At 67.7% G+C, this 25485-nt stretch carries 24 protein-coding genes, 1 pseudogene and 1 riboswitch; of the genes and pseudogenes, 7 read left to right on the top strand and 18 right to left on the bottom strand.

The genetic code is table 11. The features are described 5' to 3' along the window. Positions 1-3 precede the first annotated feature (3 nt). Together AC07YS_RS15445 and AC07YS_RS15440 are read right to left on the bottom strand one after the other, a co-directional pair. On the bottom strand, positions 4-879 hold the full coding sequence (locus AC07YS_RS15445) for an alpha/beta hydrolase (protein WP_495269354.1): 876 nt from the start codon (positions 877-879) through the stop codon (positions 4-6). Between the two features lie 150 nt (positions 880-1029). Next, positions 1030-2541 carry a M20 family metallopeptidase gene (locus AC07YS_RS15440; protein WP_495269353.1) on the bottom strand — a complete coding sequence of 504 codons (1512 nt, stop codon included), beginning with the start codon at positions 2539-2541 and terminating at the stop codon, positions 1030-1032. A gap of 92 nt (positions 2542-2633) precedes the next feature. On the opposite strand from AC07YS_RS15440, the gene AC07YS_RS15435 reads away from it, so the two are divergent. Beyond that, positions 2634-3488, top strand: a complete 855-nt coding sequence (locus tag AC07YS_RS15435; protein ID WP_495269352.1) for a DUF72 domain-containing protein — start codon at positions 2634-2636, stop codon at positions 3486-3488. A gap of 33 nt (positions 3489-3521) precedes the next feature. Here AC07YS_RS15435 and AC07YS_RS15430 read toward each other — a convergent pair whose 3' ends face one another. After that, on the bottom strand, positions 3522-4034 hold the full coding sequence (locus tag AC07YS_RS15430) for a bactofilin family protein (protein ID WP_493194885.1): 513 nt from the start codon (positions 4032-4034) through the stop codon (positions 3522-3524). A gap of 115 nt (positions 4035-4149) precedes the next feature. On the opposite strand from AC07YS_RS15430, the gene AC07YS_RS15425 reads away from it, so the two are divergent. Further along, on the top strand, positions 4150-5082 hold the full coding sequence (locus AC07YS_RS15425) for an ion transporter (RefSeq protein ID WP_492744064.1): 933 nt from the start codon (positions 4150-4152) through the stop codon (positions 5080-5082). Here AC07YS_RS15425 and AC07YS_RS15420 read toward each other — a convergent pair. From AC07YS_RS15420 to AC07YS_RS15405, 4 genes are all read right to left on the bottom strand, one after another. Then, entirely contained in the window at positions 5027-5614 is a 588-nt protein-coding gene (locus AC07YS_RS15420) for an IMPACT family protein (protein WP_139702950.1), read from the bottom strand. The two genes, AC07YS_RS15425 and AC07YS_RS15420, sit on opposite strands and share 56 nt — an antisense overlap. A gap of 37 nt (positions 5615-5651) precedes the next feature. Continuing rightward, complete coding sequence (gene metW, locus AC07YS_RS15415; RefSeq protein ID WP_062473606.1) at positions 5652-6239, bottom strand: methionine biosynthesis protein MetW; 588 nt, start codon at positions 6237-6239, stop codon at positions 5652-5654. Continuing rightward, positions 6236-7396 carry a homoserine O-succinyltransferase MetX gene (metX, locus tag AC07YS_RS15410; RefSeq protein ID WP_495269351.1) on the bottom strand — a complete coding sequence of 387 codons (1161 nt, stop codon included), beginning with the start codon at positions 7394-7396 and terminating at the stop codon, positions 6236-6238. The genes metW and metX overlap by 4 nt, the downstream gene beginning before the upstream one ends. Positions 7397-7522: 126 nt before the next feature. Next, a complete protein-coding gene (locus tag AC07YS_RS15405) occupies positions 7523-8086 on the bottom strand; it encodes a TMEM165/GDT1 family protein (protein WP_062473609.1) in 564 nt (187 codons plus the stop codon). Positions 8087-8095: 9 nt separating this feature from the next. After that, a riboswitch (yybP-ykoY riboswitch) is annotated at positions 8096-8282 on the bottom strand. Between the two features lie 259 nt (positions 8283-8541). Here AC07YS_RS15405 and rbp point away from each other — a divergent pair. Next, positions 8542-8847: pseudogene (gene rbp, locus AC07YS_RS15400) on the top strand (RNA-binding regulator); the annotation flags it as partial. Positions 8848-8959: 112 nt separating this feature from the next. Here rbp and AC07YS_RS15395 read toward each other — a convergent pair. From AC07YS_RS15395 to AC07YS_RS15380, 4 genes are read right to left on the bottom strand one after another with little or no spacing between them, the layout of a single operon-like run. After that, the gene (locus AC07YS_RS15395; RefSeq protein WP_495269349.1) at positions 8960-9745 is read right to left on the bottom strand and encodes an SDR family oxidoreductase; all 786 of its coding nucleotides are present in this window, start codon (positions 9743-9745) and stop codon (positions 8960-8962) included. A gap of 43 nt (positions 9746-9788) precedes the next feature. Beyond that, positions 9789-10439 (bottom strand): LPS export ABC transporter periplasmic protein LptC, encoded by a 651-nt coding sequence (gene lptC, locus AC07YS_RS15390; protein ID WP_070063362.1) that lies wholly within the window; start codon positions 10437-10439, stop codon positions 9789-9791. Further along, entirely contained in the window at positions 10436-10984 is a 549-nt protein-coding gene (locus tag AC07YS_RS15385) for a KdsC family phosphatase (protein WP_495269348.1), read from the bottom strand. The genes lptC and AC07YS_RS15385 overlap by 4 nt, the downstream gene beginning before the upstream one ends. After that, positions 10984-11985 carry a KpsF/GutQ family sugar-phosphate isomerase gene (locus AC07YS_RS15380; protein WP_095948397.1) on the bottom strand — a complete coding sequence of 334 codons (1002 nt, stop codon included), beginning with the start codon at positions 11983-11985 and terminating at the stop codon, positions 10984-10986. The genes AC07YS_RS15385 and AC07YS_RS15380 overlap by 1 nt, the downstream gene beginning before the upstream one ends. 86 nt (positions 11986-12071) lie before the next feature. Between AC07YS_RS15380 and AC07YS_RS15375 the strand changes: the two genes are divergently transcribed. After that, positions 12072-14057, top strand: a complete 1986-nt coding sequence (locus tag AC07YS_RS15375; RefSeq protein WP_495269215.1) for a monovalent cation:proton antiporter family protein — start codon at positions 12072-12074, stop codon at positions 14055-14057. A gap of 16 nt (positions 14058-14073) precedes the next feature. Here AC07YS_RS15375 and AC07YS_RS15370 read toward each other — a convergent pair whose 3' ends face one another. The 7 genes from AC07YS_RS15370 to rpmH all read right to left on the bottom strand — a co-directional run bounded on the left by AC07YS_RS15370 (position 14074) and on the right by rpmH (position 19770). Beyond that, positions 14074-15012 carry a zinc ribbon domain-containing protein gene (locus AC07YS_RS15370; protein WP_495269214.1) on the bottom strand — a complete coding sequence of 313 codons (939 nt, stop codon included), beginning with the start codon at positions 15010-15012 and terminating at the stop codon, positions 14074-14076. Between the two features lie 86 nt (positions 15013-15098). After that, positions 15099-15560, bottom strand: coding sequence for a Crp/Fnr family transcriptional regulator (locus tag AC07YS_RS15365; RefSeq protein WP_070063366.1), 462 nt, complete (start codon positions 15558-15560; stop codon positions 15099-15101). Positions 15561-15661: 101 nt separating this feature from the next. Beyond that, on the bottom strand, positions 15662-17074 hold the full coding sequence (gene mnmE, locus AC07YS_RS15360; RefSeq protein WP_495269213.1) for a tRNA uridine-5-carboxymethylaminomethyl(34) synthesis GTPase MnmE: 1413 nt from the start codon (positions 17072-17074) through the stop codon (positions 15662-15664). Positions 17075-17148: 74 nt separating this feature from the next. Further along, the gene (gene yidC, locus AC07YS_RS15355) at positions 17149-18831 is read right to left on the bottom strand and encodes a membrane protein insertase YidC (protein ID WP_095948401.1); all 1683 of its coding nucleotides are present in this window, start codon (positions 18829-18831) and stop codon (positions 17149-17151) included. After that, positions 18828-19115, bottom strand: coding sequence for a membrane protein insertion efficiency factor YidD (yidD, locus tag AC07YS_RS15350; RefSeq protein WP_056574909.1), 288 nt, complete (start codon positions 19113-19115; stop codon positions 18828-18830). The genes yidC and yidD overlap by 4 nt, the downstream gene beginning before the upstream one ends. Then, positions 19112-19534 (bottom strand): ribonuclease P protein component, encoded by a 423-nt coding sequence (locus AC07YS_RS15345; protein WP_062480416.1) that lies wholly within the window; start codon positions 19532-19534, stop codon positions 19112-19114. The genes yidD and AC07YS_RS15345 overlap by 4 nt, the downstream gene beginning before the upstream one ends. A 101-nt stretch (positions 19535-19635) precedes the next feature. Beyond that, positions 19636-19770: a 50S ribosomal protein L34 gene (gene rpmH / locus AC07YS_RS15340; protein ID WP_007834827.1), complete on the bottom strand. Its 135-nt coding sequence runs from the start codon at positions 19768-19770 to the stop codon at positions 19636-19638. Between the two features lie 308 nt (positions 19771-20078). Here rpmH and dnaA point away from each other — a divergent pair, with 308 nt between their 5' ends. From dnaA to gyrB, 3 genes are all read left to right on the top strand, one after another. Continuing rightward, positions 20079-21458, top strand: coding sequence for a chromosomal replication initiator protein DnaA (dnaA, locus tag AC07YS_RS15335; RefSeq protein WP_062480418.1), 1380 nt, complete (start codon positions 20079-20081; stop codon positions 21456-21458). 89 nt (positions 21459-21547) lie between these two features. Then, positions 21548-22654, top strand: a complete 1107-nt coding sequence (gene dnaN / locus AC07YS_RS15330; protein WP_056574900.1) for a DNA polymerase III subunit beta — start codon at positions 21548-21550, stop codon at positions 22652-22654. Positions 22655-22788: 134 nt separating this feature from the next. Continuing rightward, positions 22789-25410, top strand: a complete 2622-nt coding sequence (gene gyrB, locus AC07YS_RS15325; RefSeq protein WP_062480420.1) for a DNA topoisomerase (ATP-hydrolyzing) subunit B — start codon at positions 22789-22791, stop codon at positions 25408-25410. Positions 25411-25485 lie beyond the last annotated feature (75 nt).

Below are 25485 nucleotides of genomic sequence, written 5' to 3'. Positions count from 1 at the left end.
GCCTCAGGCCACGCGCGCAGGGACAGCCGCCGCCGGAAACCGCCGGTCGAGCCAACGCTGCAGCGTGTCGAACACGGGCTCCGCATCGAGCTCGTTGAAGAGCTCGTGGTACAGCGCGTCGAAGCACTTCGCCTCGACGTTGCCGCTGGGCGCCGCAGCGGCCGCGAAGGCACGGCTGGCCGCCGGCCGCACGAGCCGATCGTCACCCGCGTAGATCAGCAGCGTGGGCACCGGCCAGCGCGCCGCGTGCTGCTGCACCGTGGCGCCTTCGTACGCAAGAAAACGCGCCAGCCGGCTGCCGATGCGGTCGTGCGTGAGCGGATCGTCGCGGTAGGCCTGCACCACCACCGGGTCGTGCGAGAGGTAGTTGTCGTCGAGCCCGTTGCCCACGCGCAGGTTGGGCGCGATGCGCGGCAGCACCGCCAGCAGCACCTTCTGGAAGCCGTTCAGCCCCGGATCGAGCCCCGGCGACGAGAGCACCAACGCATCGACCGGCCGCACGCCGCGCGCCACCAGGCTCGCGGCGACCAGGCCGCCCAGGCTGTGGCCCAGCAGCACCAGCGGCACACCGGGGTTCTCGCGGCGCGCATCGTCGATCACCAGGGCCAGGTCGTCGACCAGCCGCAGCTCGCTGGGCAGGCCGCCGCGCGCGCCGGTGGATTCGCCGTGCCCGTGATGGTCGTGCGCCCAGACCGCGAAGCCCCAACCGTGCAACTGCTTGGCCAGGCCGTGGTAACGCCCCGCGTGCTCGCCCAGCCCGTGCACCACGACCACCACGGCGCGGGGCCTGCCGGCGGCGGGCAGCCGCCGCAGCGCCAGCGTCTCGCCGTCCGGCGTGGACAGCGACACGCGATGTGGCAAGGGCAGCGCGTCGCTCATGGGTGCACCCTTGGCGCTGCGCGCCGTCCCGCCAGGCGGGAGCGCGCTTGCTTGGGGCGGCCCGGCGCGGCGATCATTGGTGCACCCTTGGCGCTGCGCGCCGTCCCGCCAAGCGGGAGCGAGCTGGCTTGGGGCGGCCCGGCGCGGCGCTCAAGCCGCCACCGGCTCCGCAGCCGCGGCGCGGTGCGCGACGGGCAGGGCGGCGATGACCTCGGCCACGGCGGCCGTCAGCTTCTTGGCGTAGGGCACGTGCAGGAACTCGTTGGGGCCGTGCGCGTTGCTCTTCGGGCCCAGCACGCCGCAGACCATCATCTGCGCGGTCGGGAAGCCGGCGCTCAGCATGTTCATCAGCGGGATCGTGCCGCCCTGGCCGATGTAGCCGCACGAAGCGCCGAAGTGCGCGCGCGAGGCCTTGTTGAGCGCGTCCTCGAACCACGGCGTGATGGTGGGGGCGTTCCAGCCGGTGGCGCCGCCGCCGCTTTCGAAGGTGACACGTGCCTGGTAGGGCGCGTTGTCTTCGAGCAGGGCCTTGAGCTTTTGCACCGTCTCGGCCGCATCGACCAGCGGGGGCAGGCGCAGCGAGAGCTTGAAGGCGGTGTAGGGGCGCAGCACGTTGCCCGCGTCCTTCAGGACCGGGAAGCCTTCGGCGCCGGTGACCGACAGCGTGGGCTTCCAGGTGCGGTTGAGCAGCGCCTCGACCGGGTCGGTGGTGGTCGGCAGCGCGAACATGGTCGAGCCGCCGCAGTCGTAGTGCGCCCACGGGAAGCGCTTGTAGACCTCGTCACCGAGGATGGCCGCGGTGGCCTTGGCCTGTGCCAGCCGGTCGGCCGGCACTTCGCAATGGAAGCTCGCGGGCAGCAGGCGGCCGGTGGCGCTGTCTTCGAGGCGGTCGAGCACCTGCCGCATGATGCGGAAGCTCGAGGGCACCAGGCCCGAGGCGTCGCCCGAGTGGATGCCTTCGGTCAGCACCTCGACCTTGAGCGTGCCGCTGGCCATGCCGCGCAGCGAGGTCGTGAGCCACAGCTGGTCGTAGTTGCCGGCGCCCGAATCCAGGCAGATCACCAGCTCGACCTCGCCCAGGCGCGGACGCAGCGCGTCGACGTAGGGCAGCAGGTCGTAGGAGCCGCTTTCCTCGCAGGTCTCGATGAGGCCGACGATGCGCGGATGCGCCACGCCCTGCGCCTTGAGCGCCTGCAGCGCGGCCACGCTGGCGTACACCGCATAGCCGTCGTCGGCGCCGCCGCGGCCGTAGAGCAGGCCGTTCTCGTACTTGGGCGTCCACGGGCCGAGGTCGTTGCGCCAGCCGGTGAATTCGGGTTGCTTGTCGAGGTGGCCGTACATGAGCACGGTCTCGGTCATGTTCGTGCCGGTGGCCGGCACTTCGAAGAACAGCACCGGCGTGCGGCCTTCCAGGCGCACGATCTCCAGCTTCAGGCCCTCGACCTTCTGCGCCTCGACCCAGGCCGCGGCGTTGCGCAGCACGGTCTCCAGGTAGCCGTTGGCCGACCAGTCCTTGTCGAAGCCGGGCGACTTGGCGGGAATGGCGATGTAGTCGGTGAGTTGCTTGACGATGTCGCCGTCCCATTGGGCGGTGACATCAGAGAGGGCGCGCGTCGCGTCGAGCGTGCCGGCGGGCATTTCACGGTGCAGGGGGGCGTTCATCGGGGGGTTCTCCGCGGGGACGAAAAAACGCATTTTGCGCCTCACGGCGAGCGCGCGTAGAGTGCGGGCGATCTCAAAACCCGGAGCGCAATGTGAGCAAGGCAACATCGACGCGGATCAAGGCAGGGATAGGCGGCTGGACCTTCGAGCCCTGGCGCGACAACTTCTACCCCAAGGGCCTCGCTCACGCGAAGGAGTTGAACCACGCCAGCCGGCAGGTGAGCGCCATCGAGATCAACGGCACCTACTACAGCACCTTCAAGCCCGAGACCTTCCGCAAGTGGCGCGACGACACGCCCGACGACTTCATGTTCTCGATGAAGGCCTCGCGCTTCACCACCAACCGCAAGGTGCTGGCGACCGCGGGCGAGTCGATCCAGCGCTTCATCGACAGCGGCGTGGCCGAGCTCGGAGACAAGCTCGGGCCGATCGTCTGGCAGTTCATGCCGACCAAGCAGTTCGATGCGGAAGACTTCGAAGCCTTCCTGGAACTGCTGCCCAAGAAGGAAGGCAGCCGCGTGCTGCGCCACGTGATGGACGTGCGCCATGAAAGCTTCATCACGCCCGCCTACAAGGCGCTCGCGAAGAAGCACAAGGTGTCGACCGTGTTCACCGACGCGGAGAAGTTTCCGTCGTTCGAGGAGCCCGAGGGCGACGTCGCCTACGCGCGGCTCATGATGGCCGACGCGTCGCTTGCGACCGGCTACGCGCCCAAGGCGCTCGACACCTGGGCCGCGCGCGCGCAAGGCTGGACCACGACGCCGAAGGCGCGCGATGTGTTCGTGTATTTCATCAACGGCGCCAAGGAAAGGGCACCGGCCGCGGCCGGTGCCTTGCTGCAACGCCTGGGGTGGGCGCCGCCGGCCGCAGACGCAGCAATGGCCGCCGCCGCGGACAAGCCGAAGCCGGCGGCCAAGAAGGCCCCACCGAAAAAGAAAGCGCCCTGATCGACGGTCGTCAGACCAGGCGCGTCAGGTGCCTCAGGCGGCGGCCTGCAGCGACGGCTTGGCGCCGAAGCTGATTTCGCCGGACAGCTGGCCGCCTTCTTCGATCACGATCTTGCCGTAGCGGATCTTGCCGGTGACCTTGCCGGTCGAGTGGATGACGAGCTTTTCGCGCACGGTGAGGTTGCCGTCGAACACGCCGCGGATCTCGGCGATGTCGATCTCGGCCGAGCCCTTGAACTCGCCCTGTTCGGCGATCTGCATCAGGCGCGAATCCATCGTCGCCTCGACCAGGCCTTCGACCACGAGCGTGTCGCAATCGGTGATCTCGACGCCCTTGAGCTTGATGTTCGGGCCGACGGTGAGCTTGCTGCCGCCTTCCTTGGCGGGCGCAGCCGCCGGGGCCAGGCCGGCCTGCGCGGTCAACGAGGAGGGATTGACGGGAGTGCCCGAGAGATTGGTGCCCGAACCAACCAGCGGTGCGGGACGGGACGTCAGCGAATCGGTGTCACGATCGCGCTTGCCGAAAAAGGGGGACTGTGTGGCCAATGGGGAGCTCCTCAAGAAAGGGGACTATCGTAAGAACGCACTCACGGCATGCGGCACTTCATTGCGCAATAAGCGTAACTGAATAAGTCGCCCGGGGCCCCTGACAATGCCCCGCATGACCCGCCTGATCCGACCGAACATCGAAGCCCTGTCCACGCCCGCCGCCACCGACTCGCGGTTCGACAAGCCCGCGCGCGGCTGGCGGCGCACGCTGTTCACCGTGATCTTCGAGGCCGACACGCCCGCCGGCCTGTGGTTCGACCTGACGCTGATCGCGGTGATCGTGATGAGCGTGCTGGTCGTCATCCTGGACAGCGTGCAGTCGATCCGCGACCAGTGGCGCCCACTGTTCAATGCCCTCGAATGGGTGTTCACGATTCTCTTCACGCTGGAGTACATCGCGCGGCTGTGCTGCGTGAACAAGCCGCTGCGCTACGCGCTGAGCTTCTACGGCGTGATCGATCTGCTCGCGCTGCTGCCGACCTTTCTCGTGGCCTTCGCGCCCGAGCTGGCGTACCTGATCGACGTGCGCATCCTGCGGCTGTTGCGCGTGTTCCGCATCTTCAAGCTGTCGCGCTATTCGGTGGAGTACCGCGCACTGGTGTCGGCGGTGGCATCGAGCCGCCGAAAGATCACGGTGTTCGTGGGCTTCGTGATGCTCGTGGTGCTGGTGATGGGCACGCTGATGTACGTGGTCGAAGGGCCGACGCACGGCTTCACCAGCATTCCGGTGGCGATCTACTGGGCCATCTCCACCATGGCCACGGTCGGCTTCGGCGACCTCGTGCCCAAGACCGACCTGGGCCGCGCGATCGCCTCCGTGATGATGCTGCTGGGCTGGGGCGTGCTGGCCGTGCCCACCGGCATCGTGACCGCCGAGATGACGCGGCGCGGTGTCGACGACGACCTGGCCGAGCCGATCGCGCTCGCATCGCGCGGCGTGCTCGCCCTGGCGGTGGAGCCGGCCCCGGGCAAGGTGCCGGCGAAGCGGCTCACGCCGTCGGCCAGACGACGCGCCCTTGCGCAGCATCGTCGAGGCGCGCGATGAAGGCATCGGCCTCGGGCGCGGGCAGCGCGAAGGCCAACCGAACGTCGTCGCCGTGCTGCACGTCTTCGAGCACCGCGCCGATGGCGGCCAGCTCGCGCCGCACCAGCCCCTCGAGCGCGTAGGGCACGGCGCACTGCAGGTGGCGCTGGCGCACGAGCGGCACCAGCGTGGCGCCGAGCAGGGCCTGGGCCACGGCGTCGGTGTAGGCGCGCACGAGGCCGCCGGCGCCGAGCTTCACGCCGCCGAAGTAGCGCACCACAGTCGCGAGCGCGCCTTCCACCTGCTGGTGGCGCAGCACCTCGAGCATGGGGCGCCCGGCCGTGCCGCCGGGCTCGCCGTCGTCGTTCGCGGCCGACTGGCCGCCGGCCATCAGCGCCCAGCACACGTGCGCAGCGCCCGGGTGTTCAGCGCGCAGCGAGGCGACCACCGCCAGCGCGGCCGCGCGGTCGGGCACCGGTTGCACGCAGCCGATGAAGCGGCTTTTCTTGATGAGCAGGTCGCTGTGAACCGGCTGCGCGAGCGTGAAGCTCATTCCGACCCGATGTCCGTGGGGTGCAGCGGCGGCGTGCTCAGCCGCCCCGCTCGAACTTGAACACCGCCGTGCTGGCGCGCGCGTTGGGCAGCCAGCGCACGTCGCGCCCGTTCTGCAGGCCGAAGGCGTCGAGCACGCGCAGGTTGTTCTTGCCGGCCAGCACCTCGAAGTCCTTGTAGGTGCCGACGCGGATGTTGGGCGTGTCGTACCACTGGTAGGGCAGGCGGCGCGTCACGGGCATGCGCCCGCGCGCCACGCTCAGGCGGTTGGGCCAGTGCGCGAAATTGGGAAAGGCGACGATGCCGAAGCGGCCCACGCGCGCGGTCTCGCGCAGCATGACCTCGGCATTGCGCAGGTGCTGCAGCGTGTCGATCTGCAGCACCACGTCGAAGGTGGCGTCGTCGAACATCGCCAGGCCTTCGTCGAGGTTGAGCTGGATCACGTCGACGCCGCGGCGGATGCACTGCAGCACGTTGCCGTCGGCGATCTCCACGCCATAGCCGGTGCAGCCGCGCTCGCGCTGCAGCAGGTCGAGCAGGGCGCCGTCGCCGCAGCCCAGGTCGAGCACGCGCGAGCCCTTCGGCACGAGCTCGGCGATCAGTCGTTGATGTGCAAGGTCGCTCATTGGAATTCCTTGGCGACGCGTTCGAAGTACGAGCGCACCACGCCCATGTAGCGCACGTCGTCGAGCAGGAAGGCGTCGTGGCCGTGCGGCGCGTCGATCTCGGCGTAGCTCACGTTGCGGCGGTTGTCGAGCAGCGCCTTCACGATCTCGCGGCTGCGCGCGGGCGAGAAGCGCCAGTCGGTCTTGAAGCTCACGAGCAGGAACTTGGCCGTCGCCTGTGCCAGCGCGGTGCTGAGTTGGCCGCCGTGGTGGCGCGCGGGGTCGAAGTAATCGAGCGCGCGGGTGATCAGCAGGTAGGTGTTGGCGTCGAAGTACTCGCTGAACTTGTCGCCCTGGTAGCGCAGGTAGCTTTCGATCTGGAACTCGATGTCCTGCGTGGAATAGCGGTAGTCGAGCCCCGCCGCTTCGCCCTCGACGGCGCTGCGCAAAATGCGCCCGAATTTGGCGTTCATCACGTCGTCGCTCAGGTAGGTGATGTGGCCGATCATGCGGGCGATGCGCAGGCCGCGCTTGGGGATCACGCCGTATTCGTAGAAGTGGCCGCCGTGGAAGTCGGGGTCGGTCACGATGGCGCGGCGCGCCACCTCGTTGAAGGCGATGTTCTCGGCCGTGAGGTTGGGCGCGCTGGCCACCACCACGGCGTGCCGCACGCGATCGGGGTACTGCAGCGTCCACGACAGCGCCTGCATGCCGCCGAGGCTGCCGCCCATCACGGCCGCGAGCGTCTGGATGCCGAGCGCATCGAGCAGCGCGGCCTGGGCGTCGACCCAGTCTTCGACCGTGACCACCGGGAAGTCCGCGCCATAGACGCGGCCGTTGGCGGGGTTCACGTGCATCGGCCCGGTCGAGCCGAAGCAGGAGCCGAGGTTGTTGACGCCGATCACGAAGAAGCGGTCGGTGTCCAGCGGCTTGCCCGGGCCCACCATGTTGTCCCACCAGCCCTCGGAGCGGGCCTGGCCCTCGTACACGCCCGCGACGTGGTGCGAGGCGTTGAGCGCATGGCACACCAGCACCGCATTGCTGCGCTCGGCGTTGAGGGTGCCGTAGGTTTCGTAGGCGAGCGTGTAGCCGCTGATCGAGGCGCCGCTGCGCAGGGCCAGCGGGCCTGCGAACTGCATCGACTGAGGGGTGACGACCAAAGGTGACGACGACGACATGAATGAAAAACCCGGCCTCGCCAAAAACGAGCCGGGTTCGGCAGCCGTCTTTAGCAGAATTTATAAAGCGCCCGCAAGCTGAAGCAAATCGGCGCAGGGCAAGTATAGCCCCGTGACTTTTTCCTGCTACCAGCCGACGATCATCACGACGCCCAGCACCAGGAAGATCGCCGCCGAGATGCCGTGCACGAGCTTGATCGGTACGCGCCGCACGATCTTGTCGCCCAGCCACACGACCGGCGCATTGGCCAGCATCATGCCCAGCGTGGTGCCGACGACGACCCAGGCGTAGTCCTGCGTGAAGCGGGCGGCCAGCATGACGGTGGCGATCTGGGTCTTGTCGCCCATCTCGGCCAGGAAGAAGGCGATCACCGTGGTGCCGAAGACGCCGAACTTCGAGACGCCGGGGGCGTCGTCTTCATCGAGCTTGTCGGGAATCAGCATCCAGACGGCCATGGCGATGAACGAGCCGCCCAGGATCCAGCGCAGCACCTCGGGGCCGAGCCAGCGCGTGATGTAGTTGCCGACCGCGCCGGCCAGCGCGTGGTTGATGACCGTGGCGACGAAGATGCCGAACACGATCGGCCAGGGTTTCCTGAAGCGCGCGGCCAGCAAAAGGGCCAGGAGTTGGGTCTTGTCGCCCATTTCGGCGAGCGCGACCACGCCCGTTGCAACGAGAAAAGCTTCCATGATGGATGTGGGGTTCCTTGGGCCGAAGGACGCAATTGACCGCACAACACCTTCGGCCATATTCCCGAAGTTGTGCGGTCAAAGGTCTCGCCAGGTGTGTTCACTGCACGCGCCATGTCCTCGTGGGGCAAGGACAAGTCTGTTGACGCGGGCCCTTCTCGTATGCGGAAGGCGGCTACTCCCCAATGACCGGCGAATTGTAGCCGCATCGTCAATTCCCCCGGCTCAAACAGGTAGGCGTGCGCTAACTTCTACTAGTTTCGAAAGGTGCTACCTCAAGACGCAAATTCCTGCTTGCTTTTTTGATATTTCACCCATAATGCACGAGCATCCCTCTTGATTTTGGGCGGGAGCAATTCGGTGATCGGTCAGTTTCGCGCGGCTCGGCGGCTCTCGTTTGAGTGATGCTTTCGGGACTCCATCGCTTTTCTTGATGTGTTTATAGGAGTCCCTTGATGGGCAACAAACTCTACGTCGGCAACCTGCCTTACTCGGTGCGCGACGGTGATCTCGAGCAGGCCTTCGGCCAGTTCGGCGCAGTGACCAGCGCCAAGGTCATGATGGAGCGCGACACGGGTCGCTCGAAGGGCTTCGGCTTCGTCGAGATGGGCAGTGACGCGGAAGCACAGGCCGCCATCAACGGCATGAACGGCCAACCCCTGGGCGGTCGCAGCGTGGTCGTCAACGAAGCACGTCCCATGGAAGCACGTCCCCCCCGCAGCGGTGGCGGCGGCTACGGCGGCGGCGGCAACGGTGGGTACTGAACCCCGTTCACTCCTTCGCATGCCTCACGGCACACAAACACAAAAGGCTCCCTCGGGAGCCTTTTTCTTTGCCTGCGCGCTGTGCCCGCTGTGCAATCGGCAATGAAGCTCAGGCTTCGCCGCTGCGCTTCTTGCGCGCCCGGCCCTGCACCGCGCGGTCGAGCACGGCATTGGGCAGCAGGCGCATGACCTTGGCGACCACGCCCATCTGCCACGGAATCACGCGGTAGCTCGTGCCAGCCTTGATGGCGCGCAGCGCCTGAGCTGCGAAATCCTCGGGCTGCATGAGAAAGGGCATGCCGTAGCGGTTGCCCTGCGTCAGCGGCGTGTCGATGTAGCCCGGGCAGAGCGTGACGACCTTCACCCCGCTGTTGTGCAGTTCCCCGCGCAGGCTCTCGCAGTACGCGACCACGCCGGCCTTGCTCGCGCAGTAGGCGCCGTGCCCCGGCAGCCCGCGGATGGCGGCGACGCTGCCGATGCCCACGAGCCGCCCGCTGCCGCGCTGCACCATGGCCTGCACGAAGGGATGGAAGGTGGCGGCCAGCCCCACGTTGTTGACGGCGAAGGTGCGCGCCAGCACGTCGAGGTCCGAACGCTCGGCCGTGTCGATGCCGATGCTGATGCCGGCGTTGGCGATCACCACGTCGGGCACGCCCTGGCGCGCGATGCAGTCGGCGCCGGCGGCCACGATGCTGTCGGTGTCGGCCACGTCGGCGCCGTAGACCTGGTAGCGGCCCGCGTCCAGCTGGCGGCCTGTCGCCCAGGTGTCGATCTCGCCCGTGCGCCGCGCGACCAGCGCCAGCCGGTAGCCGGCGTCGTAGAAGCGCGCGGCCAGGGCCTGGCCGATGCCGCTGGAGGCGCCGGTGATGAAGACGAGCGGTGCGGCGGTGGTCATGCGTGGATCGTCTCCCGGAAACTTGTTCTTGTGTGGCAGCTGCTCAGCGCGGCTTGCCCGCGGCGGCCGACGGCACCAGCACGCCGCGCACGCGGCCCGTGAGGTTGGCCACGCCGCTCAGGTTGTCGTAGTCGAGCGTATCGCCCGTGAACTGGTCGCTGCCGCGGATGAGCGTGACCGGCTTGTTCGACTGCACCTTCTCGGTGTCGAGGAAGGCATGCAGGAACTCGCCGCGGAACTCGAGGCGCGGCGTGGCCTTGCCGCTCGCGCTGACCGCGGGTTCGCGGATCACGATCGCGTTGCCGAACAGCTGGATCTCGCTGCCGTCGGAATTCGACAGGCCCCGGTTCGCCGACGAGCGCGTGACCAGCCCCTCGGGCGACACCGAGCGCATGCGCACCTGGTCGACCTCGATGGTGTCGGTGTCCGGGTAGTGCCGTCCCTCGGTGCCGTGCAGCTCGCTGCGCAGGTCGCCGTTGGGCAGGAAGTTCTTGATGACGAAGTCCCGCATGAAGTAGTCGGGCTCGTGCGTGGGCGCGGCCTTGACGGTGGGCTCCAGCAGCTTGGGCGCATTGCGCACCAGCCAGTAGGTGCCCAGCGCCACGCCCGCCATCAGGATGATTGGCAGGTAGATGGTGGTGCGGTCGAGCACATCGCGCGTCAGGTTCCAGGCGCGTCGCAGCTGCGGGCTCATGGTCGGGGGCCCAGGGCAGCGTCGAGCAACGGGCGGTACTGGCCGCAGGCCGTCAACAGCAGGTCGCAGAATTCGCGCGCCGCGCCTTCGCCGCCGCGTGCGGTGGTGACATAGCGCGCCACGGCGCGCACCTCGGCGTGCGCATTGGCCGGCGCCGCCGCGAAGCCGACGCGGGTCAGCACGGGCAGGTCGGGCCAGTCGTCGCCGATGGCGGCGGCCTGCGCCCAGATGAAGCCCAGCTGCTTCAGCATGGCTTCGGCGGCGGGCAGCTTGTCTTCGGTGCCGTAGCGCACGTGCTCGATGCCCAGCGCCTCGAGCCGCACGCGCAGCGGCTTGGAGTCGCGCCCGGTGATCACGGCCGGCGTGATGCCGGCCTTGCGCAGCAGCTTGAGGCCGTAGCCGTCGAGGATGCTGAAGCGCTTGAGCGTCTCGCCGTGCTCGGTGAAGTACACGCCGCCGTCGGTCAGCACGCCGTCGATGTCGAAGAAGACGATGCGCACGTCTTGCGCGGCCAGCAGGGTCTCGGCCTGGAAATCAAGCGGCATCAGATGACCTTCGCGCGCATCAGGTCGTTGGTGTTCACCGCGCCGACGATCACCCCCGCGCCGTCGATCACGAACAGGCGGGTGATGCCGCATTGCTCCATGAGTTCGGCCGCCTCCACCGCCAGCGCGTCGACGCGGATGGTGCGCGGGTCGCGGTGCATGATGTCGGCCGCCTTGGGCGTGCGCAGGTCGGCGCCGGCCTCGATCAGGCGGCGCAGGTCGCCGTCGGTGAAGATGCCCAGCGCCCGGCCGTCGGGCTCGACCACCGCGGCGGCGCCGAAGCCCTTGATGCTCATCGCGCGCATCAGCTCGCTGACGGTGGCCGTCGGCGGCACGCACGGCACCTCGTCGTCCGAGCGCATGACGTCGCTCACGTGGGTGAGCAGCTTGCGGCCCAGCGCGCCGCCGGGGTGCGAGCGGGCGAAATCTTCGGAGCCGAAGCCTCGCGCGTCGAGCAGGGCCACGGCCAGCGCGTCGCCCATGGCGATCTGCGCGGTGGTGCTCGCGGTGGGCGCGAGGTTCAGCGGGCAGGCTTCCTTGGCGACGCCGGCGTCGATCACGATGTCGGCATGGCGCGCCAGCGTGGAGTCGGGGCGGCCGGTCATGGCGATCAGGGGCACGCCCTGGCGCTTGACCACCGGCAACAGCACGGTGAGTTCGTCGACCTCGCCGCTGTTGGAGATGGCCAGCACGAGGTCGACCGCCTTGATCATGCCGAGGTCGCCGTGGCTGGCCTCGGCCGGGTGCACGAACATCGCGGGCGTGCCGGTGGAGGCGAGGGTGGCGGCGATCTTGCGGCCGACATGGCCACTCTTGCCCATGCCCATCACGACCACGCGGCCGCGCACTTCGAGGATCTTGCGCACGGCCTCGACGAAACTCGGGCCGACGCGGGCCTTCAGGCCGAGGACGGCTTCGGCTTCGATGTCGAATGTGACGCGTGCCCGGGCCAGGATGGCGTCGGGGTCGACCACGTGGGTCGGGGCGGGGCGGGAGCTCATCGCCGGATTTTACGAGGCGGGCGCGGTCGGCGATCACATGGCCCGGGGAAGCCCGGGGCACGGACATTGCTCTAGCATCGGCGCCTATGTCTTCGTTCGATCTCACGCTGTTGTATCTGTTGGCCGCGGTGATCGGCGTGGTGGCCTGCCGGTCGCTCAAGCTGCCGCCGATGCTCGGCTACCTGACGGCCGGCGTGCTCATCGGCCCGCATGCGCTGGCGCTGGCGCAGAACTCCGAAGGCATCCGCCACCTGGGCGAATTCGGCGTGGTGTTCCTGATGTTCGTGATCGGGCTCGAATTCAGCCTGCCCAAGCTGCGCGCCATGCGCAAGCACGTGTTCGGGCTGGGTCTGCTGCAGGTGCTGCTGACCATGGCGCTGGCCACCGTCGGCGCGCTGATCATCGCCACGCAGCTGCCGCCGGCCTGGCAACTGGGGTGGCAGACCACGCTGGCGCTGTCGAGCGCGCTCACCATGAGCAGCACCGCCATCGTGGTCAAGCTGATGGCCGAGCGGCTCGAACTGGAGAGCGAACACGGCAAGCGCGTGATGGGCGTGCTGCTGTTTCAAGACTTGGCCGTGGTGCCGCTGCTGGTGCTGATTCCCGCGCTGGGCGCGCCGCCCGAGGCGCTGGCCAAGGCGCTGGGCTTCGCGCTGGTGAAGGCCACCTTCCTCATCGGCGTGCTGCTGTACGGCGGGCCGCGCATCATGCGCTGGTGGCTCACGCTGGTGGCGCGGCGGCGCAGCGAGGAGCTGTTCATCCTGAACGTGCTGCTGATCACGCTGGGCCTGGCCTGGCTCACCGAGCTGGCCGGCCTGAGCCTGGCGCTGGGCGCCTTCATCGCCGGCATGCTGGTGTCGGAGACCGAATACAAGCACCAGGTCGAGACCGACATCCGCCCCTTCCACGACGTGCTGCTGGGGCTGTTCTTCATCACCGTCGGCATGTCGCTCGACTGGCACATCGTGGTCGAGCGCTGGCTGCTGGTGGCGGTGCTGCTGCTGGTGCCGCTGCTGTTCAAGCTGGGGCTGGTGACGGTGCTGGCGCGGGTGCTGGGCGCGACCTCGGGCGTGTCGCTGCGCACTGGCCTGTACCTGGCGCAGGCCGGCGAGTTCGGCTTCGTGCTGCTGGCGCTCGCGCAGGACCGCAACCTGCTGCCGCCGTGGCTGGCCAACCCGGTGCTGGCGTCGATGGTGCTGTCGATGCTGGCCACGCCCTTCATCATCATGTACAGCAACGCCATCGTGCGAAAGCTGGTGGCCAGCGACTGGCTGCAGCAGTCGCTGCAGATGACGAGCATCGCGCGCAAGACCATCAACACCGCGCAGCACGTGATCATCTGCGGCTACGGGCGCTGCGGCCAGAACCTGGCGCGCATCCTGGAGCGCGAAGGCATCCCCTACATGGCGCTCGACCTGGACCCCGACCGCGTGCGCCAGGCCGCAGCCGCCGGCGATTCGGTGGTGTTCGGCGACGCGGCGCGGCTGCAGGCGCTGATGGCCGCGGGCCTGGCGCGCGCCAGCGCGGTGGTCGTCACCTACCTGGACGTGGGCGGCGCGATGAAGGTGCTGGCCAACACCCGCGCCCACGCGCCGCACGTGCCGGTGATCGTGCGCACCCAGGACGACCACGACCTCGAGAAACTGCAGGCCGCCGGCGCGACCGAGGTGGTGCCCGAGGCCATCGAAGGGTCGCTGATGCTCGCCAGCCATGCGCTGGCGCTGGTCGGCGTGCCGATGCGGCGCGTGATCCGCGTGGTGCAGGACCAGCGCGACGCGCGCTACAACCTGCTGCGCGGCTACTTCCACGGCGCCGACGACGACAACGCCGACGAGATCGACCACGAGCGCCTGAACAGCTTCACGCTCACGCCGGGCGCACGCGCCATCGGCCAGACGCTCGGACGGATTGCGCTGCCGACGCTGGGTGTGCGGGTGGCCAGCCTGCGCCGCCAGGACGGCCAGGCGCGCGTGCCGGCCGACGACACGCTGCTGTCGGACGGCGACACCCTCGTGCTGTCGGGCAAGCCCGCCGCGCTGGCGATTGCCATCGAGCGGCTGCAGAAGGGCTGAGGCCGCCGGCGCGGGCTCAGTTCAAGAGCGACGGGTTGCGCTTTTCTTCTTCGATGCGCTGCTGACGGCGCACCGCTTCGCACTGCGCGTGCGACCTGTACTCGGGCTTCACGCACTGGGCCGCCATGCATTGCGCCTTGGCGATGAAGTTGCGGTCGCCGCATTGGGCCTGCGGGTCGGCCGGCGGGGCCGGTGACGCGGGCGCAGGTGCCGGTGCAGCCGCCACGGGCGCCGCTGCGGCTGGGATCTGCGGCGTCGGTGGGGGAGGTGTCACAGGCTTGCGCGGCTTCGCGGCGGGCGCGGGCTTGGGTGCGGCTTCCGCCGGCTCGGCGACCGCTTCCGCGGGTGGCGCTTCGGCCACGGGCGGCGCAGGCTCGGTCGCGGCCGGTGGTGCTTCGACCGCCGGCGGCGTCGCGGCGGGCGCCGGCGCTGCGACAGGAGGCGGTGCCACGGCCGGCTCGGGCGCCTTGCTGCCGGTCCCGTAGCCCAGCCAGCCCGCGACCACCAGCAGCAGCGCGACCGCGAGCAGCCCCAGCCACAACCCGATGCCGCGCGGGCGCAGCACCGGTTCGGGCGGCTTGATGCGCTTGACCTTGATCCGCGTCTTTGGCCGGTCGGCCCGCGGGGACGGAGGCAAGGACGATGCGGCACCCCCGCGTCCCGGCGCGACGATCACGGTTTTTTCATCCGCGGGCGGAGGAGGTGGTGGCGGCTCGGACCTCCAGCCACTGGACGCCGGCGACGACGCGCGCTTCGACTCGGCGGGGTCGAACAGCGGCGCGGGAATGGTCGGCGCGCGCAGCTGGGCCGGCGCGGTGGTGGCCCATTCGCGGTCGGAAGGGCTGGGCGCCGGGGGCGGCACGCGGTCGGCGGCCGACAGCCGGCCGCCGCAGTTCCTGCAGAAATTGGCACCCTCGCGGTTGTCCGCGTCACAGACCGGGCAGATCAAGGCCATGGCTCACCAGCAATTCTCGGGATCGGAAACGAAGACTTGTTCTTGTTGTTGTGGGGCGGCTGGCAGCGCGCGGCGAGCCGAAAGGCTCAGGTGACGGCCACCCGCTTGGAGCGGTGCGCCATGCGCTTGGCGATCACGGCGCCGAGCGCCATCGCGATGTCCAGCGCCATGTTGGGCTGGCGGTTCGACATCTCGGAGAACCGCACGGCCGTGAGGCGCCACACGCGCCCCGCGCCGGTGACCACCACGTTGGCCGCATGCGGCTCGCGCGAGAAGAACGAGCCTTCGCCCACCACCGAGCCCGGCGACAGCACGGCCAGGCGCATCTGTTCCTTGCTGCTGACGCGGTGCACGCTGATGGCGCCGCTTTCGACGAAGAACACCGAGCGGTCGTGCGTGCCCTGCGAGATCAGCACGTCGCCGATCGCGGTTTCGATGGGCTGCAGATAACCCGCGAGCGTGTCCCACTGCGCGACGCTCAAGGTCAGCGCGAACGCGTCGGCGCTCAGGTTCTCCGCAATGGAGCGGCTCAGGTTCTGGATGGACATGTTTTTCTCGACCCCCGCAAGTGATCCGAAGTATCCGCGAAGGCCCCGAGGTTCGGCTACAACTGTTTACGCTTTCACCAGCGAAGCGCACGCATGTGTCGCTATTTCCCGATACAGAAGCGCGAAAAGATGACCCCCAGCAGGTCGTCCGCGCCGAACTCGCCGGTGATCTCGTTGAGCGCGTTCTGGGCCAGCCGCAGCTCCTCGGCCAGCAGGTCGAGCAGCTGGGCCTGCGCCGCCAGGTGGGCGGCCGCCAGCGCGAGGTGCGTCTCGACACGGGCCAGTGCCTGCACATGGCGCGCGCGCGCCAGGTAGACACCTTCGGGCACGGCCTGCCAGCCGGCCATGGCCAGCAGCTGGTCGCGCAGCGCCTCGATGCCCGCACCGGTCTTGGCCGACAGGGCGATGCCTTCGGACGGCGGCGCGGCCGACGCCGCCGCGTCCTGCTTGTTCCACACATCGAGCACCGGCACGCTCGCCGGCAGCTTGCGCTGCAGGCCGGCCAGGATCTCGGCGTCGGCGGCGGTGTAGTCGGGCTGGCCGGCGCGCGTGAGATCGTGCAGGAACAGCACGGCGTCGGCGCTTTCGATCTGCCCCCAGGCGCGCGCCACGCCGATCTGCTCGACCTCGTCGGTGCTGTCGCGCAGGCCCGCGGTGTCGGCCACATGCAGCGGCACGCCGTGGATCTGGATGGTCTGCGAGACCACGTCGCGCGTGGTGCCCGCGATGGCGCTCACGATGGCCAGCTCGGCGCCAGCCAGCGCATTGAGCAGCGAGCTCTTGCCCGCGTTGGGCTGGCCCGCGATCACCACCTTGATGCCTTCGCGCAACAACGCGCCTTGCTTGGCGCGCTGTTGCACGGCGGCCAATTGCGCCTGCAGCCGCTCCAACTGGCCGTTCGCGTCGGCTTTCTGCAGGAAGTCGATCTCTTCCTCGGGGAAATCGAGCGTGGCCTCGACCAGCATGCGCAGGTGGATCAGCGCGTCGCGCAGCGTGTGGATCTCGCGCGAGAAGGCGCCCGACAGCGAGCGCCCGGCGCTGCGCGCGGCGGCCTCGGTGCTCGCGTCGATCAGGTCGGCGATGGCCTCGGCCTGCGCCAGGTCGATCTTGCCGTTGAGAAAGGCACGCTGGCTGAACTCGCCCGGCTCGGCCACGCGCAGGCCGGGCAGGCGCGGGCGGCCGGTGGCCGGATCGATTTCGGCCGCGGCCTCGAGGCAGCGCGACAGCAAGAGCTGCAGCACGACCGGGCCGCCGTGCGCCTGCAGTTCGAGCACGTCTTCGCCGGTGTAGGAATGCGGCGTCGGGAAATGGATCGCCAGGCCGTGGTCGACCGGCTCGCCCTGCGCATCGCGAAAGGGCAGGTAGGTGGCTTCGCGCGGCTTGAGGGCGCGGGCGCACAGCGCCTGGACCAGCGGCGCCAGCCGGGCGCCCGACACGCGAACGATGCCGACCGCCCCGCGCCCCGGGGCGGTGGCGATGGCGACGATGGGATCGGTGGTGCGGGCGAGGGTCATGACAGCGCGATTCTTTCAGCAAAAAGCAAAGGGCCGCGGATGCGGCCCTTTGCGGGTGGCGGAGGCCGGCGGGCTTATTTGCCGAGCACGCCCAGTCGCTTGTTGATGAACCACTGCTGCGCGATCGACAGCACGTTGTTCGTGATCCAGTACAGCACCAGGCCGGCCGGGAAGAAGATGAACATCACGCTGAACGCGAGCGGCATGATCCACATCAGCTTGGCCTGCATCGGATCGGGCGGCGTCGGGTTGAGCCAGGTCTGGAACAGCGAGGTGGCCGTCATGACGATCGGCAGGATGTACCAGGGATCGGGTGCCGACAGGTCGGTGATCCAGCCGATCCACGGGGCGTGGCGCATTTCAACCGACGACAGCAGCACCCAGTACAGCGCGATGAACACCGGGATCTGGATCACGATGGGGAAGCAGCCGCCCATCGGATTGACCTTCTCGGTCTTGTAGATCCGCATCATTTCCTGCTGCATTTCCTGCGGCTTGTCCTTCAGCCGCTCGCGCATTTCCATGATCTTCGGGTTGATGGCCTTCATCTTGGCCATGCTGGCGTAGGCCTTGGCGTTGAGCCAGTAGAAGGCCGCCTTCAGCAGCACCACGAGCGCCACGATCGCCCAGCCCCAGTTGCCCAGGATGCCGTGCAGTTGGGTGAGCAGCCAGTACAGCGGCTTGGAGATGATCGCGAAGATGCCGTAGTCCTTCACCAGGTCCAGGCCGGGGGCGATGGCTTCGAGCTTCTTTTCTTCTTCGGGGCCGGCGAACAGCGCGCTGTTCACGACCTGCGTGGCGCCCGGGGCGATCTTCGGCAGCGTGGCCACCATGGCGACGGTGAAGAGGTTGTCGCCCAGGTCCTTCACGCGGAATTCACGGCGCAGCTGTTCGCTGGCCGGATCGCCCTTGAGCAGCCAGGCCGACGCGAAGTAGTGCTGCACCATCGCGATCCAGCCGTCGTTGGCCGGCGGCGGCGGCTCGACCTTGCCCTTGGCGATGTCCTTGAAGTCGAGCTTGTGGAACTTCTTCTCGTTGGTGTACGCGGCCGGGCCGGTGAAGGTGTTGGTGCCGAACATGGTGCCGGCGGCCACGGTGCCGTGGCGCAGCAGCTGCATGTACAGCTGCGCGTCGCGCGGCTGGTCGCTCACGTTGACCACTTCGTGGCGCACGCCGATGACGTAGTCGTCACGCTTGAACACGTAGGTCTTGATGTACTTCAGGCCGCCGACGGGGGCGCTTTCGAAGCTCACCTCGAGCGTGTTCTGGCCGTCGGCCATCGTGCGCGGACCGGCCTTGGGCGTCATGGCCGTCAGGTGGTTGGGGAAAGCGTCGCCGGCGACGGGGTTCAACAGGCCGGTCTGCGCCACGTAACGCGTGGCGGGCGAGCCGTTTTCGAACAGCACGACGCGCTTGGTGCGGTCGGCTTCGTCGTACTTGAGCAGTTCGAGGTGGTTGACCGTGGCGCCTTCGCTGTCGATCGTCGCCTTGAACAGGTCAGAGGTCACCACAACCTGCTCGCGCGGTGCGGCCGGGGCCGCCTGCGTGGGCACGGCGCCCGCGGTGCCGCCGGCTGCGGCTGCCGCGGTCGGCACGCCGTTGTTGGCAGCGCTGCCCGTGGCCGGTGCCGTGGCGGCGGGCTTGGTCGACGGCAGGAAGGTCGGCTTGTTGCCGTTGAAGACCTGCCATTGGTCCCACAGCAGCACGAGCGAGAAACCAAAAATCACCCACAGGATCGTGCGGCGGATATCGTTCATGACGAAGACTTCTTGTCGGAGGAGAGAAGAGACGAAAACAGCGATCCTGACTTGTCAGTGCGACGCTGTGATTTCGGTGGAACCGGATCGTGGCCGCCCTGGCACCAGGGCTGGCAGCGCGCGATGCGGTGCAGAGTCAGGTAGCTGCCCTTGAGCGCGCCGTGCACTTCCAGCGCCTCGATCGAATACACGGAGCAGGTCGGCGTGAAGCGGCACGACTGCCCGAGCCAGGGGCTCAGCAGCAGGCGGTAGCCCTTCACGAGGCCGATCAGCAGGCGTTTCATGCGGAGGCGGGTGCGGGGGAGGCGGCAGCCGGTGCTGGCGGACGCCCGGCGCGCGCCAGCAATTGCTGGAGCTCGGCGCGCACGGCGGCCTTGAGCTTGTCCGAGGAGGCGCTCACGAACGCCTTGCGATCGAAACCGGCGCGCAGACGCACCACGTGCGCGGCACGCGGCAACACGACGCCGGGCGCGGCGCTCACGGCGTAGATCTGGCGCTTGATGGCGTTGCGCGTCACCGCGCGGCGTGCCCAGCGCTTGGGCACCATGGCGCCCAGCCAGACCTCATCGGACGGAAACAGCGAAGCGGCGCCCGATGGAGAAACATCGAGCGCACAGCGGTGCAATGCGAAATGGGCAGTGCGCGCCACGGTGGCACCTGCGAGGACGGCCTGGAATTGCGCGCGGGTCTTGAGCCGCTGCAAGGAAGCCGGGCCGCGGACGTCGCTGCTGGCGGGGCCAGGCGCAGAGGCTGCAGGAGCCTGCGCGGACGTGTCGGCGGCTGACAACGGCAGGTGGGGTGCCGTCAGACGGCCAGGCGCTTGCGGCCCTTGGCGCGGCGTGCGTTGATCACGGCGCGGCCGCCACGGGTCTTCATGCGGACCAGAAAGCCGTGGGTACGGGCGCGGCGGACTTTGGATGCTTGGTAAGTGCGTTTCATGATGGTTTCCTGATTCCCTGTTTGCGCCGGTTTCCGCATGAAGGCATGCAAAAACCCGGCGAGCGCTGGGGGAGCGAGTTTCGGATGGCCCCCGAAAGACGCTGTGAAGGCTTTTCAGGGAAACCCGCAATTATCGCAAACATTGGCCGCCGGAACAATCTTCGACTGGATTTGCGGGCCTTTCCATGTGCAGCGCAGCATGTGGATAAGGTTTTGACAAGTTAGAATGCCCAGCGCCTTCCAGCAGAGAATATCCACAATACCTATACAAGAAATGCCCGAGGGTTCCATCACTTTTTCAAGCGCCCATGTCGACTGACGGCATCGGCGAAAGCCTGTGGCAGGCCTGCGTCGACCAGCTCGCGCAGGAGCTGTCCGAGCAGCAGTTCAACACCTGGATCAAGCCCCTCACCGCGCAGGTCGCCGACGACCTTTCGCGCATGACGGTGTTCGTCGCCAACCGCTTCAAGCTCGACTGGATCCGTGCCCAGTACGCGGGCAAGATCGCGGCCATGGCCGAGAAGATGTACGGCCAGCCGGTCACCATCGAGTTAGCGCTCGCTCCGCGAGAAACCCCCGTCCGTGTTGCACCCATGGCCATCATGGCCGAAACGGATGTGCCGCGCGACGTGGCTGGCCCAGGCGAGGAACCGGCGGCGGCCGGCTTCAAGAACCGGCTCAATTCGGGGCTCACGTTCGACACCCTGGTCGAGGGCACGGCCAACCGCATGGCGCGCGCCGCGGCCATGCACGTGGCCGGCATGCCGGGCCACCTGTACAACCCGCTTTTCATCTACGGCGGCGTCGGCCTGGGCAAGACCCACCTGATGCACGCTGTGGGTAACCGGCTGCTGGCCGACCGGCCCGATTCCAAAGTTCTCTACATCCACGCCGAGCAGTTCGTGTCGGATGTGGTCAAGGCCTATCAGCGCAAGACTTTCGATGAGTTCAAGGAGCGCTACCACTCGCTCGATCTGCTGCTGATCGACGACGTGCAATTCTTCGCCAACAAGGACCGCACGCAGGAAGAGTTCTTCAACGCCTTCGAGGCCCTGCTGGCCAAGAAGTCGCACATCGTGATGACCAGCGACACCTACCCCAAGGGGCTGGCCGACATCCACGAGCGGCTGGTGTCGCGCTTCGATTCGGGCCTCACGGTGGCGATCGAGCCGCCCGAGCTCGAGATGCGCGTGGCGATCCTGATCAACAAGGCCCGCGTCGAAGGCACCGAAATGCCCGAGGAAGTCGCCTTTTTCGTGGCCAAGAACGTGCGCTCCAACGTGCGCGAGCTCGAAGGCGCCCTGCGCAAGATCCTGGCGTACTCGCGCTTCAACCAGAAGGAGATCTCGATCGCCCTGGCGCGCGAGGCGCTGCGCGACCTGCTGTCGATCCAGAATCGGCAGATATCGGTCGAAAATATCCAGAAGACGGTGGCCGACTACTACAAGATCAAGGTCGCCGACATGTACAGCAAGAAACGCCCGGCCAGCATTGCGCGGCCGCGGCAGATCGCGATGTACCTGGCCAAGGAGCTCACGCAGAAGAGCCTGCCGGAAATCGGCGAGCTGTTCGGCGGTCGCGACCACACGACGGTGCTCCACGCAGTGCGCAAGATTTCGGGCGAGCGCCAGCAGCTCACCGAACTCAACCAGCAGCTGCACGTCCTCGAACAGACCCTCAAAGGCTGAAGCCGAATGTCATCAAGAACGCCCCTCGCGACAGCGGAGAATGGCGTCCTGAAAGCTGATTCAAAGAGATAAGAGAAGAGGAAGAAGACATGATCGTTTTGAAGGCAACCCAAGACAAAGTTCTTGCCGCGCTGCAGTCGGTGGCCGGCATCGTGGAGCGGCGTCACACCCTGCCGATCCTGGCCAATGTGCTGATCCGCAAGACCGGCGGCCAGCTGCAGCTGACCACCAGCGACCTCGAGATCCAGATCCGCACCACCGCCGAACTCGGTGGCGACGAGGGCAACTTCACGACCACCATCGGCGCGCGCAAGCTGATCGACATCCTGCGCACCATGCCGGCCGACCAGACCGTGAGCCTCGAGTCGAGCGCCAGCAAGCTCGTGCTCAAGGGTGGCAAGAGCCGCTTCACGCTGCAGTCGCTGCCCGCCGAAGACTTCCCGCTGGTGCAGGAAGCCGCCAATTTCGGCCCCGTGTTCAGCGTCCCGCAAAAGACGCTGAAAGACCTGCTCTCGCAGGTCTCGTTCGCGATGGCCGTGCACGACATCCGCTACTACCTGAACGGCATCCTGTTCGTGGCCGAAGGCAAGCAGCTGAGCCTGGTGGCCACCGACGGCCACCGCTTGGCGTTCTCCTCGGCCATGCTCGACGTCGAAGTGCCGCGCCAGGAAGTGATCCTGCCGCGCAAGACCGTGCTCGAAATGCAGCGCCTCTTGTCCGACGCCGAAGGCGCCATCGAGATGCAGTTCGCGAACAACCAGGCCAAGTTCAGCTTCGGCGGCATGGAATTCGTCACCAAGCTGGTCGAGGGCAAGTTCCCCGACTACAACCGCGTGATTCCCAAGAACCACAAGAACACCGTCACGCTCGGCCGCGCGCCGCTGCTGGCCAGCCTGCAGCGCACTGCCATCCTGACCAGCGAGAAGTTCAAGGGCGTGCGCCTGAACATCGAGCCGGGCACGCTGCGCATCGCGTCGAACAACGCCGAGCAGGAAGAAGCCCAGGACGAGCTGGACATCGACTACGGCGGCGACAGCATCGAGATCGGCTTCAACGTCACCTACCTGATCGACGCGCTGTCGAACATGGACCAGGACATGGTCAAGCTGGACCTGGCCGACTCCAACAGCTCGGCCTTGTTAACCATCCCCGAGAACGCATCTTTCAAGTACGTCGTGATGCCGATGCGCATCTAGACCCTGGAAAACACAGCGCCTTGCGCACACGACCCGCGGCCCCCCGCGGGTTTGCGCTTTCAAGAGGCGGCGAATTGAGCTTTTGAGAGCCCGAAAAATCACGGGAAACCCGTGAGAGACAGAGGAATATCCGAATGAGTGCAGAAGAGAACAAGCCCGACGTGCCGCACACCGAGCCGGTCTATACCCCCGAAATCCAGATCGTGGCGCCCGAAGGCGTCCCCGCCGACTCCAGCTACGGCGAAGGTGCGATCACGATCCTCGAAGGTCTGGAAGCCGTGCGCAAGCGCCCGGGCATGTACATCGGCGACACCTCCGACGGCACGGGCCTGCACCACCTGGTGTTCGAAGTGGTGGACAACTCCATCGACGAAGCGCTCGCGGGCCATTGCGACGACATCGTCGTCACGATCCACTCCGACAACTCGATCTCCGTCACCGACAACGGCCGCGGCATTCCCACGGGCGTGAAGATGGACGACAAGCACGAGCCCAAGCGCTCGGCCGCTGAAATCGCGCTCACCGAACTGCACGCCGGCGGCAAGTTCAACCAGAACAGCTACAAGGTGTCGGGCGGCCTGCACGGCGTGGGCGTCTCCTGCGTGAACGCGCTGAGCGTGAAGCTGCGCCTCATCGTGCGTCGCGAAGGCAAGATCCACGAGCTCGAATTCAGCCGCGGCTTCGTGCAGAACCGCCTGCTCGAGACCGTGAACGGCTTCGAGGTCTCGCCCATGAAGGTCATCGGCGACACCGACAAGCGCGGCACCGAAGTGCACTTCCTGCCCGACACGGAAATCTTCAAGGAAAACAACGATTTCCACTACGAAATCCTGAGCAAGCGCCTGCGCGAGCTGAGCTTCCTGAACAACGGCGTGCGCATCCGCCTGCTCGACGAGCGCACCGGCAAGGAAGACGATTTCTCCGGCGCCGGCGGCGTGCGCGGCTTCGTGGAGTTCATCAACAAGGGCAAGACCGTCCTGCACCCGAACTCGTTCTACGCCGCGGGCGAGAAGCCGGCCGACACCTACGGCGGCATCCCCGGCACGCACATCGGCGTCGAAGTGGCGATGCAGTGGAACAGCGGCTACAACGAGCAGGTCCTCTGTTTCACCAACAACATCCCGCAGCGTGACGGCGGCACCCACCTCACGGGCCTGCGCGCCGCGATGACCCGCGTCATCAACAAGTACATCGAAGAGAACGAATTCGCGAAAAAGGCGAAGGTCGAGGTCACCGGCGACGACATGCGCGAAGGCCTGTGCTGCGTGCTGAGCGTGAAGGTGCCCGAGCCCAAGTTCTCCAGCCAGACCAAGGACAAGCTGGTGTCCAGCGAAGTGCGCGCGCCGGTGGAAGACATCGTCGGCCGCCTGCTCACCGACTACCTGCAGGAGCGTCCGAACGACGCCAAGATCATCTGCGGCAAGATCGTCGAGGCCGCCCGCGCCCGCGAAGCCGCCCGCAAGGCCCGCGAAATGACGCGCCGCAAGGGCGTGCTCGACGGCATGGGCCTGCCCGGCAAGCTGGCCGACTGCCAGGAAAAGGACCCCGCCCTGTGCGAGGTCTACCTGGTGGAGGGTGACTCCGCCGGCGGTTCCGCCAAGCAGGGCCGCGACCGGAAGTTCCAGGCCATCCTGCCGCTGCGCGGCAAGATCCTGAACGTCGAGAAGGCACGCTACGAGAAGCTGCTCACCAGCAACGAAATCCTGACGATGATCACCGCGCTGGGCACCGGCATCGGCCGCGCCGGCGCGACCACCGCGGGCGGCGGCGCGGACGACTTCAACGTCGCCAAGCTGCGCTACCACCGCATCATCATCATGACCGACGCCGACGTGGACGGCGCGCACATCCGCACGCTGCTGCTCACCTTCTTCTACCGGCAGATGCCCGAGCTGGTCGAGCGCGGCCACATCTACATCGCGCAGCCGCCGCTGTACAAGGTGAAGGTCGGCAAGGAAGAGCAGTACCTGAAGGACGGCCCCGCGCTGGACGCCTTCCTGCTCAAGGTGGCACTGAAAGACGCGAGCATCGAGACCGGCGGCGCCGCCTCGACCACGCTGTCGGGCGACACCCTGGCCGAGCTGGCGCGCAAGCACCAGGTCGCCGAGGCCGTGATTGCGCGCCTGCGCAACTTCATGGACGCCGAAGCTCTGCGCGCCATCGCCGACGGCGTGGCGCTCGACCTCGACACGCCGGCCGCCGCCGAGGCCTCGGCCGTGGCGCTGCAGGCCAAGCTGCGCGAGCTCAACACGACCGGCGTGCCGGCCGAGGTGAGCAGCGAGTTCGACGCTCGCACCGACAAGCCGCTGCTGCGCATCAGCCGCCGCCACCACGGCAACATCAAGTCCAGCGTGATCTCGCAGGACTTCGTGCACGGCGCCGACTACGACGCGCTGGCGCAGGCCGCCAACACCTTCCGCGGCCTGCTGAGCGCCGAAGGCGCGCTGGTCAAGCGCGGCGAGGGCGAGCGCGGCAAGGAAGAAAAGGTCGACGACTTTCGCCAGGCCATGAAGTGGCTGATCGGTGAAGCCGAACGCGCCACCTCGCGCCAGCGCTACAAGGGCCTGGGCGAGATGAACCCCGAGCAGCTGTGGGAAACCACCATGGACCCGACCGTGCGCCGCCTGCTGCGCGTGCAGATCGACGACGCGATCGAAGCCGACCGCGTGTTCACGATGCTGATGGGCGACGAGGTGGAACCGCGCCGCGAGTTCATCGAGCAGAACGCGCTGCGCGCGGCGAACATCGACGTCTGATCGATCGATGGCGCGGCACCGGCGGTGTCGCGCTGTTCACCAAGGGGGCGCCTGCAAGCGCCCCTTTTTTTTTGC

Source organism: Variovorax sp. GW458-11-26-14-LB1 (assembly GCF_059423965.1).
This window is presented reverse-complemented; position numbering and strand designations above follow the sequence as displayed.